At 38.4% G+C, this 13,801-nt stretch carries 13 protein-coding genes and 1 pseudogene; 3 read left to right on the top strand and 11 right to left on the bottom strand.

Annotation, left to right across the window (positions count from 1 at the left end):
• Positions 1–3: 3 nt before the first annotated feature.
• The 5 genes from GNT69_RS13890 to GNT69_RS13870 form a co-directional block, all read right to left on the bottom strand.
• On the bottom strand, positions 4–405 hold the full coding sequence (locus tag GNT69_RS13890) for a Zn-ribbon domain-containing OB-fold protein (RefSeq protein ID WP_203555582.1): 402 nt from the start codon (positions 403–405) through the stop codon (positions 4–6).
• Between the two features lie 2 nt (positions 406–407).
• Positions 408–1,547 carry an acetyl-CoA acetyltransferase gene (locus GNT69_RS13885; RefSeq protein WP_203555581.1) on the bottom strand — a complete coding sequence of 380 codons (1,140 nt, stop codon included), beginning with the start codon at positions 1,545–1,547 and terminating at the stop codon, positions 408–410.
• A 308-nt stretch (positions 1,548–1,855) separates the two neighbouring features.
• Positions 1,856–3,280: an acetate--CoA ligase family protein gene (locus tag GNT69_RS13880; RefSeq protein WP_203555580.1), complete on the bottom strand. Its 1,425-nt coding sequence runs from the start codon at positions 3,278–3,280 to the stop codon at positions 1,856–1,858.
• A 22-nt stretch (positions 3,281–3,302) separates the two neighbouring features.
• A complete protein-coding gene (locus GNT69_RS13875; protein ID WP_203555579.1) occupies positions 3,303–4,019 on the bottom strand; it encodes an acetate--CoA ligase family protein in 717 nt (238 codons plus the stop codon).
• 215 nt (positions 4,020–4,234) lie between these two features.
• Positions 4,235–5,017 carry an IclR family transcriptional regulator gene (locus GNT69_RS13870; protein ID WP_203555578.1) on the bottom strand — a complete coding sequence of 261 codons (783 nt, stop codon included), beginning with the start codon at positions 5,015–5,017 and terminating at the stop codon, positions 4,235–4,237.
• A 389-nt stretch (positions 5,018–5,406) separates the two neighbouring features.
• Here GNT69_RS13870 and GNT69_RS13865 point away from each other — a divergent pair.
• The 3 genes and pseudogenes from GNT69_RS13865 to GNT69_RS13855 all read left to right on the top strand — a co-directional run bounded on the left by GNT69_RS13865 (position 5,407) and on the right by GNT69_RS13855 (position 9,453).
• A pseudogene (locus GNT69_RS13865) lies at positions 5,407–6,908 on the top strand (aldehyde dehydrogenase family protein).
• 83 nt (positions 6,909–6,991) lie between these two features.
• Entirely contained in the window at positions 6,992–8,047 is a 1,056-nt protein-coding gene (locus tag GNT69_RS13860; protein WP_203555577.1) for an alcohol dehydrogenase catalytic domain-containing protein, read from the top strand.
• A gap of 266 nt (positions 8,048–8,313) precedes the next feature.
• Positions 8,314–9,453 (top strand): IS110 family RNA-guided transposase, encoded by a 1,140-nt coding sequence (locus tag GNT69_RS13855; protein WP_203555130.1) that lies wholly within the window; start codon positions 8,314–8,316, stop codon positions 9,451–9,453.
• Between the two features lie 288 nt (positions 9,454–9,741).
• Here the strand turns inward: GNT69_RS13855 and GNT69_RS13850 are convergent, their stop codons facing one another.
• From GNT69_RS13850 to GNT69_RS13825, 6 genes are all read right to left on the bottom strand, one after another.
• Entirely contained in the window at positions 9,742–9,945 is a 204-nt protein-coding gene (locus GNT69_RS13850) for a 2-hydroxymuconate tautomerase (RefSeq protein ID WP_203555576.1), read from the bottom strand.
• A 34-nt stretch (positions 9,946–9,979) separates the two neighbouring features.
• Positions 9,980–10,918, bottom strand: coding sequence for an aldo/keto reductase (locus GNT69_RS13845; protein ID WP_203555575.1), 939 nt, complete (start codon positions 10,916–10,918; stop codon positions 9,980–9,982).
• Positions 10,919–11,037: 119 nt separating this feature from the next.
• Positions 11,038–11,970 carry an aldo/keto reductase gene (locus tag GNT69_RS13840; protein WP_203555574.1) on the bottom strand — a complete coding sequence of 311 codons (933 nt, stop codon included), beginning with the start codon at positions 11,968–11,970 and terminating at the stop codon, positions 11,038–11,040.
• Between the two features lie 106 nt (positions 11,971–12,076).
• The gene (locus tag GNT69_RS13835) at positions 12,077–12,391 is read right to left on the bottom strand and encodes an EthD family reductase (RefSeq protein ID WP_203555573.1); all 315 of its coding nucleotides are present in this window, start codon (positions 12,389–12,391) and stop codon (positions 12,077–12,079) included.
• Between the two features lie 36 nt (positions 12,392–12,427).
• The gene (locus GNT69_RS13830) at positions 12,428–12,901 is read right to left on the bottom strand and encodes a VOC family protein (protein WP_203555572.1); all 474 of its coding nucleotides are present in this window, start codon (positions 12,899–12,901) and stop codon (positions 12,428–12,430) included.
• A gap of 28 nt (positions 12,902–12,929) precedes the next feature.
• Complete coding sequence (locus GNT69_RS13825; RefSeq protein WP_203555571.1) at positions 12,930–13,685, bottom strand: SDR family oxidoreductase; 756 nt, start codon at positions 13,683–13,685, stop codon at positions 12,930–12,932.
• Between the last annotated feature and the right edge of the window lie 116 nt (positions 13,686–13,801).

Genomic DNA, 13,801 nt, shown 5'->3' with positions numbered 1-13,801 from the left:
AGCTTAAGCCGGCTTAAATCGAACAAGATTATATTCGCCAAAGATTTGACTAAAGTCCGCCTGCACTGGCATGCCAATTTTCACTTGATCTAGTTCACATTCAATAATATTTGTCATCATCCGCGGTCCTTCTTCCAATTCAACGAGAGCGAGTATATATGGAAGTTTCTCTTTAAACTCCAGGTTGAACACCTTATGAACAACACTATAACTGTATACAGTTGCTTTTCCGCTCGCCGGTACCCATTCAACATCTGAAAAACAGTTCTTACAAATGACTCGTGGATAAAATTGATGGGTTTTGCAGCTCGGACAAAATTGGATGAGTAATTCCTTGTTTTTTGTCGCTTCCCAATGTGGCCTTGTATCACTATCAATTGCATATAGTACGTCATCTAGTAACATCTTTAATCCCTCCCTAGAATTACTGTACATGAAGAGGAAAGTACCCCTCCCATTCCATTACACAACGCTGTTTGTGCATCAGGAACTTGGCGATCGCCACATTCATGGCGGAGCTGGCGCACAGCTTCAATGAGAAGGAAGATTCCAAATAACCCTGGATGGCAATAAGATAACCCGCCGCCGCTAGTATTTAATGGGAATGCCCCACCTGGTGCGGTTCGTTGATTTTCGACAAATGCTCCGCCTTCCCCTTTTTGACAGAAACCTAAATCTTCAAGTTGAAGGAGAACAGTAATTGTAAAAGAATCATATAGCTGAACAACATCAATTTCATCAGGCCTTAACCCAGCCATTTCAAATGCACGTTTACCAGATTCTCTAGCACCTGTCACTGTTAGATCAGGCATTTCTGTAATATTTAAATGTGTATGTGTTTCCCCCGTGCCAAGTACCCATATTGGTTTGGTTCGACATTCTTTTGCTTTTTCTTTTGATACTAGAACAATGGCACCCCCACCATCTGTCACTAGGCAACAATCCAACGCATGCAGTGGGCTGCTGACCATCGGAGAGTTTAAAACATCATCAACTGTCAATTCACCTTGTGCAAACGCTTTCGGATTTAAGTTAGCCCATTTCCTTGTTCCTACGGCGATTTCAGCTAATTGTTCTGATGTAGTCCCATATAAGTCCATGTGACGCTGAGCAGCAAGTGCATATGCCCCAACTGGGAACGGCATCCCATAAGGTGCTTCAAATTGATTAACTGCGATACTTGCTCCCGGTCGAACCCGTTTACTTCTTTGATTGCTACCGTATGTAATAAGCGCGACATCAAATAATCCAGCATGAATCCCTGCTAACGCATGTTCAATATGTGCCTCAAAAGATGAGCCTCCAAGGGATGTCGAATCAGAAAACTTTGGAGTGATTCCGAGATATTCAGAAATTGTCATTGTTTGTAGATAGGCATAAGGGCCTGCAGAGAAAACGGCTTCTATTTCGTTTTTATCGATTCCAGCTTCTCTTAACGCCTCTCGAGCTGCCATCGCTTGCAATTGTAACGGGTTTTTATCTCCCACTTTCCCTAATTCAGATTCCGCTACTCCAACAATCGCTGCTTGTCTGGAAAGTTTCGACATTTAAACACCCTCCTTTTTTCAGATTTGTTTTTACTTAACCATAAAAATTATTACCGTAAATCGATACTTCATATCGTTAAATTGTAATTATATAATAATACAGATAAAAGGGAATTTCAATATACTATTTTAAATTTTTAGAAAATTGTTTCTTATCAATTATTTTATCACGAAGATTTTTCTTTTGCATGCACCAATATAGAATCATTCACATTTAAATTTATTTCACCAGTGGATGCTCTATATTGGCGCTATTTTAAATCCTAACTCCTATAAATTAGGAAACTAAGATGTTAAGAATTTTCCATTTAGTAACTATTAGACAATACAGTTGTTTTATTCAAGTGATAGCTTGTTAAATAGTCTAGTATAGCGATTGCCTTTTCAGGAGTTGAAAAAATCGGTATATTGTTATCCTTTAATAATTTGAATGCATTTGTCGCCAATTGTTCGGAAATAAGCCATGTAATCATAATACTTTTCTCACTTTTCTTTGTAAGTTCGATAATATCTTGAGCGACAATCGACGCAATTGGTTCACCGACTGTCGTTAACATTAATACAATCGAATCAATAGACCGATCTTCCAAAAGTACTTCCATTGATTGGCGGAACATCTTTGGGTTATTAATGATTTCTGCAGTTGTATCAAACGGATTTTGGACTACACCAAAATTAGGAATCACTTCATTCAACTTTTGTTGCGTTTGTGGAGAAAATGCTGGGACACTCAATCCATGTTGAATGCATGAATCGGCAATGATTGTACAGCAGCCTCCTGATGTGGAAACGACTCCGACGTTTTTCCCTTTAATTTCACGAGTTGTAAGCAGAAGTGTTGCAACATCAAATAACTCTTCTAACGAAGCAACAGAAATGACCCCATACTGTTTAAAGACTGCCTCGTACACTTCATAATCTCCAGCAAGGCTGCCAGTGTGCGATTGCACAGATTTTTTTCCTAGGGAGGTACGGCCATTCTTATAAACCACTACAGGCTTCCCGAATTCTGCTGCCTTTTCTAAGGATGCAATAAACTTACGGCCATTCTGAATGCCCTCCAAGTAGGCACAGATTACTTCCGTATTTTCATCCTCGGCAAGAAACGCAATATAATCCGCTGTATCTAAATCTGCTTCATTCCCGGAGCTTATATAATGGCTTGTTCCAATTCCATTCGTCCATACACGACTTAATAATCCCCCGCCAATCGCGCCACTTTGACTGATAAAGGAAATTTTTCCATTTCGAGGTATATTTGGCGTTTCCATCGCCATACTAAAACTCCCAAAGAAACTTTCATGTGTGTTTACGACGCCAATGGAATTTGGACCACAAATATTGATACCTAGTTCATTTGCCCTGCGGACAATCTTTTTCTGAATCGCTTGCCCTTCTTCTCCTAGTTCAGCAAAGCCAGAAGAAAAGATCATGACCATTTTGATTCCTTTTGCTGCACACTCCTCCATTGCGGAAAAAATCAATTTTCCTGGCAGCACGATTAAAGCTAAATCGACATTCGCTGGAAGATTATTGATTGACTGATAGCAATGTCTCCCTTGTATTTCAGTTTCCTTCGGATTAACTGGATAGATATTGTGCTGATATCCATTTTTTATAATATATGATAGAAGTCGTCCACCAGTTTTCTGCACACTATTGGATGCTCCGACGACTGCGACCGACTTTGGATATAATAGTTTTCGGATTGCCATCATTCTTTTTTCATCCATGAACATTAACACTCCTTTTCAATTAAGCCCCTGGAGAAAGGATAATCCTTGCATCGACTGCGACCGTATTTTTTCCTTCCTCGTATACAAAAATCGGATTTAGATCAATTTCACTGATTTCCGGAAATTCAACTGCTAACTTCTCAACTTGAAGAATTAACTTTTTAATCGCCTCGAGGTCACGCGCTTTTCTACCTCTGAAATCTCCGAGTAACCGCTTCCCTTTAATTTCATCGATCATTTCATCGACATCCTTTTCTCTTAAAGGCGTTACTCTTAAAGAAACATCTCTCAATACCTCTACCCAAACGCCACCAAGTCCAAAAAGAATCGTCGGACCAAATATTGGATCCCTCTTCATTCCAACAATAACTTCCAACTCGGATTCAAGCATTTGTTGAACAGATACATGGATTTCTTCATTAGAGTTTAAATATTCTTGGCCATTTTTAACAATTTCATTAAAACCATTTCGTACTTCCTCCGGTGTTTTTAACCCGACAATCACCCCTTTAGCTTCACTTTTATGTGTGATTTTAGCTGAATGTACTTTTAAAACAACTGGAAAGCCAATCGTCTTTGCTAATTGCATTGCTTCTTGCTCTGTTTTGGCAATTCCTTGTTTAGGGATGTTCACACCCGCATGTTCAAATATTTCTTTTGAATAGGACTCAGGAATCACCATTAAGTTTTTTTCTTTCATTAATTGTAAGGTTGCCTCTATGCCCTTTTTATTCACGCTTCCACCTCTTCACTGGCCTGTTATCCATATATTTGAAGTCGAAATTTTTTACCGATAGATGATAATTTAAATCTAATTTCGATATCTTAATGATATCGTAGCACACCATTTTCAGACAATCAACAAATTTTTAGAAAATTTGGATTGTTTAAGAAATACTCCGTTTATCAAAAAAAGCGGACTAGAAAATAGTTTTCTAGTCCGCCTGTACATTAATTGATTGTTTTAATAGTCTGAGTAATCTGATTTGCGCCATCCTGCAATAGTTTGATCAACACTTGCTCATCATATTCTTCATATCTTGGTGATGGGATAACGATTGACATTGCCGCTAAAATTTCATTGAATGGATTAAAAATGGGCGCGCTGATTGAATAGGCGCCTTTAATCCTTTCCCCTTCACTTTTCGCATAGCCATGCTTGCGAATAGTCATTATTTCCTCATACAAATCGTCTTTTGACTTAATCGTATGTTCGGTTAATTCTTCAAGACTAATCGTATTAAAGTAATTTTGTAATTCTTCATCTGTGAGAAAGGCTAGCAAAACCTTTGCAGAAGCACCAGCGTACAATGGAGATTCCTGACCAATAAAAGAAAGCGTTTGCAGTCCATGGCTGCTCATTAAATACCCTATACATTTCCGCTTGTTTTCCTCAATCACATTTAAACTTACACTTTCTCCCGTTTCCATTCGAATCGCTTCCATGATTGGATTGGCAATTGATAATAAACTAGAGTTCTTTTCAACTAAATTGCCTAAAAACATCAATTCTAACCCTAATTGATATTTTTTTGTTTCCTCGTTTTTGTACAAGAAGCCCTCAAAAACCAAAGTCGATAATATTCGTTGCAAACTAGATTTTGATAATCCAGTCTTGTTATGGAGCTCAGTTAGCGAGAGCGTTTTCCTTTCGGTAGAGAATGCTCTTAGTATCTGTATCGATCGATGCAATGTTTGCATTGAATAATTTTTTTTAAAATTAGTTTCATCCATTTCCCTTCCTCCTATTATTCTAGTTAAATGAAAATACCTTTGTTTTAATTATCGCAGGAACTATCTCCTGTTCTTGATCATATAGAAATTAAGAAATCCAAAGCTGTAACTCTAGCCTTATCATCCTTTTCAGCGCAACTACATCTCATTTCAACTAATAAAATACCGATTAACGATAATCAATATCAAGTATCCATATTATATCTGGTTTTATTTTCAGAGTCAATTTAATAATGGGAATTGTATTTCTTATAAAATAACATCTACTAGATGTTTCTAGCAATTTTACTCAAAACTTACAGCTTTGATATTGAAATATTCCGAACATTCTGTTATAACTTTAATTATGGAAGCGTTTCCCATAAATAAAGTCGGAAAGTAGGGTGAATATGTCTACACAAACAATGGTTCCTTTGAATCCAAAGGCTGCTAAATTTGTGTCTACTCCTAAACAACTATTTAGAAATGGACAATTTGTAGACGCAGTTTCTGGCAAGAGATTTGAAACGGTTAATCCAGCTAATGGTCAGGTGATTACAACCATTTCTGAAGGAGATAAGGATGATATCGACTTAGCCGTTCTGGCAGCACGAAAAGCATTTGAAGAAGGTCCATGGTCGACAATGAAACCAGCAGAAAGAGCTCGACTACTGTTGAAATTTGCTGATTTAGTTGAGGAAAACATCGAAGAGCTTTCACATATCGACACACTTGAATTCGGGCAGCCGCTTCATATTACGAGAGCATTTGCAAATTCTGTTCCAGAACTTTTCCGCTATTATGCTGGCTGGGCTACTAAAGTGACTGGGGAAACGATTCCTGTATCTGTTCCCGGCAACATTTTCAATTATACAAGACGTGAACCACTTGGTGTTTGCGGACAAATTAGTCCATGGAATGCGCCTGTAAGTGTATCTGCGATGAAACTAGCAGCCCCACTATCCGTTGGGAATACGATCGTTTTGAAGCCAGCGGAGCAAACTCCATTAATGCTTTAAGATTAGCTGAACTTTTCATTGAAGCTGGTTTCCCAGATGGAGTAGTCAACATCGTTCCAGGTTTTGGACCTATAGCTGGTGCAGCGTTAACACAACATCCTGATGTAGACAAAGTTGCTTTTACAGGTTCAACAGCAGTTGGAAAAGAAATCATGCGTTCAGCTGCAGGAAACTTAAAAAAGGTCACCCTAGAATTAGGAGGGAAATCTCCTCATATTATTTGTGCAGATGCTGATTATGAGCAAGCCCTTGCCAATGCAGCAAACGGCATTCTCTTTAACTCTGGACAAGTCTGCTTTGCTGGAACACGATTATTTATTGAAAAGAAAATTTACGATAATTTCGTAAGTGATTTGATTGATTATACAAAGCAATATAAGCTCGGAAACGGTTTTGATCAGACGACAACTTTAGGGCCGCTTATTTCCGAAAGGCAAAAAAAGCGTGTCATGAATTATTTAAATACCGGTGAAAAAGAAGGAGCAGAAATGTTAATCGGCGGCGATGCATCTTCTGCCGACCTAGCGAATGGTTATTATGTTAAACCTACGATTCTAGCGAATGTGAATAATAAAATGACTGTTGCTAGAGAAGAAATCTTTGACCCAGTTATCTGTGCGTTTGCATTTGATGATTTTGACGAAGTGATTAAAATTGCGAATGATACTGAGTACGGTCTAGGTGCAGGTATTTGTACAACCGACCTTCGCAAAGCACATAAGCTATCCCATGCTATTAAAGCCGGAAACATTTGGGTAAATACTTACCATTTAATGGACCCATCATCGCCAATGGGCGGTTATAAACAAAGTGGTCTCGGCAGGGAGAATGGTGCAGCATCCGTATTTGATACTTATACACAAATTAAGAGTGTGTGGATGAACTTAGATTAATCCAATACTTAAGGATGAACTATTATCCCCTCTAGGAACCGATTTACTAGATTCATAAAATATTAAATAAAGGGGTTTTTGAAATGTTAGCTGCTGTTATGGAAGAAATCGCAAAACCATTAGTTGTAAAAGAAATGGCAGATCCAGAACTTACACCAGATGGTGTTATTATTAAAGTCGAAGCAAACGGTATTTGCCGTAGTGATTGGCATTTGTGGCAAGGTCACTTTGATTGGGTTGGATTGAAGATGCAAGTTCCCCATATTTTTGGACATGAGCTAAGCGGTATTGTTGAAGAAGTTGGCAGCAATGTGAAAAACTATAAAAAGGGCGACCGCGTCGTTGTTCCAGTAAGTGGCGGGGATGGCGTTTGTGAAATGTGCCGTCAAGGTCATCAAAATCTGTGTGATCACAACGCATCTCCTGGTGTAGCTTACTGGGGCGGATTTGGTGAATATGTTCACGTTCCAGCTGCAGACTTTAACTTAGCAAAATTGCCAGAAAGTGTCGATTTCATTGAAGCTTCAGCAATTGGTTGTCGATTCGCGACAGCATTCCACGGCGTCATGGACCGCGCGAAAGTTCAAGGTGGTGAGTGGGTTGTCGTTGCAGGTTGCGGCGGTGTCGGTCTTTCTGCGATCCAAGTTGCGGTAGCAGTTGGTGCTAGTGTTATTGCAGTAGATATCGATGATAAGAAGTTAGAACTTGCGAAGCAGCTCGGTGCTGTCGCGACGATTAATTCAAAAAATGTTAACGTTCCAGAAGCGGTTCGTGAAATCACTAAAGGTGGTGCTCATGTATCAATCGATGCCCTTGGTATTACTGCGACATCTCAAGCAGCTGTATTAAGCTTAAGAAAAAGAGGCCGTCACCTTCAGCTTGGAATGACATCAGATAAAGAGCAAGGCTTTATTCCAATGCCAATTGACATGATTGTTGCGATGGAACTTAATATTTTAGGTTCTTATGGCTCCCCTGCATTCCGTTATAATGATATGCTACAGATGGTCGCTAATGGAATCTTAAAGCCAAAAGAACTAGTTACACAAACAATTAACATTCATGAAGTAAACTCTGTAATGGAAGCGATGACAACCTTCGATACAACTGGATTAACGATCTTAAATAAATGGAGATAAGATAAATTCATAAAAAACTCACATGAGCTTTCGCTCCCAACCCATGCATGAAAATTAATCTCCTCAGCCCATAATGTTAGTGACGCAAACAGTTAGTAAAACGTGGTCTTTTTTGGTGGCTCGACCCTGTACAAAAAACTGTTTGAGTGAGCTTGGTGTTCAACCCTTTGTTAGCTCTTTCCTTTTGGAAGGATGACTACGTACAGAAAAATGCTTAGATTCAATCTCACTCACTGTTTGTGATCCTACTTTAAAGGAGAAGTTTTATGGAAGTTTTTATTGAACGATGCGCTGGTTTAGATGTTCATTCTGAAACAATAGTTGCTTGCGTTATAACTGGAAGTCAGAATGAAGAGTTAATCAAAGAGACAGAGACATTTCCTACCTTAACAAAGGATTTATATCGTCTCTTAAAATGGCTTGAAAACCATGGTGTTTCCCATATTGCAATGGAAAGCACTGGGGTATATTGGAAGCCTGTATACAATATTTTAGAAGGATTCTTTGATATTACACTGGCAAATGCGCAACGAATTAAAAATGTACCAGGAAGGAAAACAGATGTATCTGATGCAGAATGGATTGCTAAATTATTACGACATGGATTAATCGAAAAGAGTTTTGTTCCACCAGTTGATATTAGAGAACTTCGGGATTTAACTAGACTCAGGAAGAAATGGATTGGTCACTTAACATCTGAAAAGAATCGGATTCAAAAGGTATTAGAGTGTTCGAACGTAAAATTGAGCACGGTCATTTCTGATGTTTTTGGCGTTTCGGGGAGAAAACTACTTGAACGACTTGTAGAACAGGGTTATGTGGACGCTTCCGATGTAGAAGAAAGAATACACGGCAGAATGGCGCCGAAAAAACAGATGATTACGGATTCTTTGTATGGCACACTTAATGATCATCAGCGTTTCCTAATTCGTCAATCCTGGTCGCACATTGAATACTTAGAAAAGCTTATCAAAGAAATTGAGGAGCGAGTCGATACCTTATTACAAAACTATCAAGAGGAACTCCAGTTACTTACAACGATACCAGGAATAAAGAAGGATACTGCAGCAATTATCATTGCCGAGATTGGTGTAGATATGAGTCAATTTCCTACTTCTCAACACTTAGCTTCCTGGGCTGGTGTTTCGCCAGGTAATAAAGAAAGTGCAGGTAAACGGTATAGCACCAAGACTGTAAAGGGAAATCCTCATATTAAATCGGCAATGTGCGAGGCTGCGTGGGCTGTTTCTAGGTGTAGGAATAGATGGTTAGCAACGAAATACTGGTCAATAGCTGCAAGAAGAGGAAAGAAAAAAGCACTCGTTGCACTATCGCACCGAATGCTTCGAATTATTTACTCCATGCTTATAAACAAGGAGCCATTTAAAGAAATGCAAGCTAATTAGTATAACCAAAACCAAATAGAAATATTCAAAGTTACCCTCCAACAGGTACCTCTGCTTTCTTATTGGCTTTTTTAAGTTATTTATAGGGTTTCCTACTTTGATCAATGATATACAGGAAACCCGAGGGACTTTTATTTTCACAGAAAAGAAGGCTAGTGAACTCTAGCCTTCTTTTTCTATGAATTAAAAGACTAAACCTCTGTTCAGCATTTTGAAAAATTAAGCAAGAAAGACCACCCAAAACATTGTTCTGGATAGTCTCTTTTTTTTGCTTTGCCTCAAATTTTCTTACTTGTTTGCGTTTTCTCTTCTCTTTTTAACAGAGTCCCCTGCTAGACCCCAATGAGTGAGTTCTATTTCGTTAACAACGACTTGGATCGCAGTTGTTGGTGCGTCAGCTACTTCAGAAACAGTTTTCGTTACTTCATTAATTAAACGCTCAATCTGGTCTTCTGAACGTCCTTTTGTTAAGTTAATTTGTACGTAAGGCATATTACTCTCCTCCTATATGATTCTATTTAATCTTTTAAAATTTAACTTCTTGCTTGATCAGCTTATCAATTTCAGCTAGTTCGTTCGGAGTTAATGTGATATCGGCAGCTTGTACTGTTCCAATCGCATGAGAAGGTTTGCGCCCACCTGGAATGACTACATCAACCCCATCTTGTGCCAATAACCATGCCAGCGCAAGATTTGGTAGAGTGGTACCTTTTGACTCCGCAAACTCTTTCAGTCTATCCGCTTGCTCTACTCTCGTACGGAACTCCTCTAGCTTACCTTTAAAATGTTTTGGCGGTGTATCGGTTACTTTATAATTTCCGCCAAGTAGTCCTGAGGATAACGGATAATATGGGAGAAAGCTGATATCATTTTCGACGCAATATGGGAGCACATCCTTTTCAACCCCACGCTCAAATATATTGTAAACAGCCTGTGTCGAACAAATTCCCGCAATCTCATTGACTTCCTTAATCTGAGCAAAGTTCAAATTTGAAGCAGCAATTGCGCGAATTTTCCCTTCTTCTTTCAGGCGTAATAATTCACCCATTGACTCGGAAAAAGGTGTTATATTATCTGGCATATGGAGATAATATACATCGACATAGTCTGTTTGCAATCGCCTTAAACTTGCTTCGAAAGCAGAACGTAAATACTCGGGACGGTTATTAAAAGTAATTTCACCTTTCTCGTTCCACTGCATTCCGCCTTTAGTAGCAATGACTAAATCTTCTCTCTTAATATCTATTTCTTGTAAAACTTCACCAATTAATTCTTCTGAACGGCCAAGGCCATAGTAATCCGCTGTATCAATAAAATTGATGCCTTGATCTAAAGCCGCTTTTAAAAATTCTTTTCCTTCTGTTTCATCTAAATTAGGAAAAATATTGTGCCCACCAACTTTATTTGTGCCAACACCGATTTTTGTAACACGAATATCTGTCTTTTTTAACGTTGTAAACTGCATAGGACCCCTCCTAGAATTATGACTATTAAACTTTTTATGAATACGAGATGGACCGGAAGTAAGGAGAATATTCCTTCTATCTTTCGGTCCATCTTTAATCCTCTTTATCAAGTGAAATATTAGACTAAGGTAGATTTGCCTAGAATATCATTAATAGCGGTAAGATCTTCCTGTGTTAATTTCACCTTCACAGCTTCAGCATTTCCGCGAGCATGTCCTGGATGTCTGCCGCCAGGAATAACAGCGTCACACCCTTGAGCTAATAACCACGCAAGAGCAAGGTTAGGCAATGTCGCTCCTTTTTGTTCTGCAATCACTTTTAATTGATCGGCAATTTGAACTCTGCGACGGAATTCATCCGCTTCCATTTTTGGTGGAACAGGGTCATCCACTTTGTATCTACCGCCAAGCAGCCCTGATGCCAGCGGGTAACATGGGACAAACGAAATTTCATTTTCGATACAATATGGTAGAATGTCTTTTTCTACGGTTCTGTCAAACATATTGTAATCATTTTGTGCTGAGGCAATATCCGTTACAGCTGCGGCCTCTTTTAATTGGTCGATAGGAAGGTTGGAAACACCAATCGATAGGATTTTCCCTTCTTCTTTTAAACGAGCTAATTCACCAATTGATTCAGAAAATGGTGTTTCATTATCTGGCCAATGGAGGTAACATAAATCCATATAATCAATGCGCAATCTTCTAAGACTATCTTCAACCGCTTTTCTTAAATATTCAGGCTTATTATTCTTTCTAATACCTCCACCTTCAATTCCCCATTCCACACCAACTTTTGAAGCGTAAACAAGGTCCTCTCTTTTTACATCGATGCTAGCAATCGCTTCACCAATTAATTCCTCTGTTCGGGCAGGACCGTATACATCAGCCGTATCGATCAGGTTCATACCTAGATTAATTGCTTCGATTAGAAAATCTTTCCCATCCTGCTCATTTAATCCTTCGAACATATTGTGTCCGCCGATTTTATTTGTGCCAATACCAATTTTTGAAATTTTAATATCTGTCTTTTTTAAAGTAGTAAATTCCATGTTATTTCCTCCTTGTATGCAAGAACTTTATAGTAGGATTTTCATATATAAATATGAACCCTTAATAACTCGTTAAGAACAAGATTTGATACTTTAAAACATTCTATTAATCCACAAACTCTACAAAAGTTGTGATTGGTGGATTTTTGAAGAACTTCCTCATCTTTTTGGCATCTTCAAACATCGCTTGGCCTTCAGGTGATTCAATCGCTTCCTTTAAGGTTTCCATGTTTTCAAATAGAATTTCACCGTGTAAATATAGGTCGTCAACCGTATCATTAGAGTGAACAACACGCGCAATCTTTAAATCTTTAATTTGAGAGATTTTCCTTACAATTGGAAGATGGACATTAAAATAGTAATCCTCAAATTCTTCTTGTTGATCAGTTTTCCGATAATAGACTAGAATTTTCGCTGCCATAACCTTCCCCCCTTTCAAAATGAAACCTACTTACTATTAATCCCAATTTAATCTGGCTTTGTGATCTAGGGCAATTATTTCTTGTAATTCAAAAAGATTCCCATCTGGATCACGACCATAAGTTGCAATTACGCGATCATTAAAGTTTTGTGGTTCACAATTAAATTCGACACCAGCTTCCTTCAGGCGATTATAGACTGGGTAAATATTGACAACATCAAAGCAAACATGGGTAATCCCGACATCATTAGCAGGACGTTTTTCTGCAGGTTTGCCTTTTGGACTAACATACTCGAAAATTTCAATGACTGCATTCCCAGCCATTAACATCGTATTTTTTAGATTCGTGTTTTTCACACCCGTTATAGTGTCCAAAATTTCACTTTGAATATCAGCCCTAGTTACTTGCTTTAAACCTAGTAAATCTCGATAAAAATGGACCATCTCATCAAAGTTTTGAGTTGTAAAAGACGTGTGGTGAATCCCACGAACGATTCCTTCGTTTGACATTGCTATCATCCTTTCAATCTAGTACTGACTATACTCGTGCTAAATACCCGCCATCGACAGGAATGACTGTTCCAGTAATATAGTTGGAAGCAGCTGAAGACAAAAAGACTGTAATTCCTTCAAGATCTTCTGGTGTTCCCCATCTACCGGCTGGAATTCGATTTGAGAAATCCGCATTTAGTTCTGGATTAGACGCGATATGGCTTGTCATTTCTGTTGCCATCACTCCTGGAGCAATCGCATTAACTTGAATTCCATGATGTGCCCACTCATTCGATAACGATTTCGTTAATTGCGCAATCGCTCCTTTACTCGTTCCATAGGCTGCGCCATTCATCGCTCCAAAGAAACTTGTCATTGAACCGATGTTAATGATTTTTCCACTCTGTTGTTTGATCATAACTTCAGCAGCTAACTGACTTAATTCAAAAACTGCTGTCACATTTACATTCATCACGCGAGTAAACGAATCAAGGGATTCCTCTATACTAGGAACTTTATTATTAATGCCCGCAGCGTTTACAAGAATATCTACTCTTCCATCTAGCAAAGTTAGTACCTCTTTAAAAATTCGGTGTCGCTCCTCTTGAGTCGATAAATCTCCTGTTAACCCATACGTTTTTGCATCACTCAGATTAAATTCTTTTGCTGTTTGAATAACTTGATTAGATAAATCAATTAAAACAACATCTACTCCAGCCTTGTGTAAACCACGGGCCATTCCTTTTCCTAGCCCACGGGCTGCCCCTGTTACAATGGCTTTTTTTCCTACAAGGTCAAACATCTTCCCATCTCCTTATTCTAATTAATTACCAAATCTTTTAATATTATAAAATATTCAGAATATTATAGGAAAATTTTTTAATAGATGAACATTCAAACGGAGATAATAAACTGAAT

It is taken from the genome of Bacillus sp. B15-48 (assembly GCF_016879755.1).
GTDB lineage: Bacteria > Bacillota > Bacilli > Bacillales > Cytobacillaceae > Mesobacillus_B.
The sequence above is the reverse complement of the archived record's forward strand: the minus strand, read 5'-3'. Positions and strand labels throughout refer to the sequence as shown.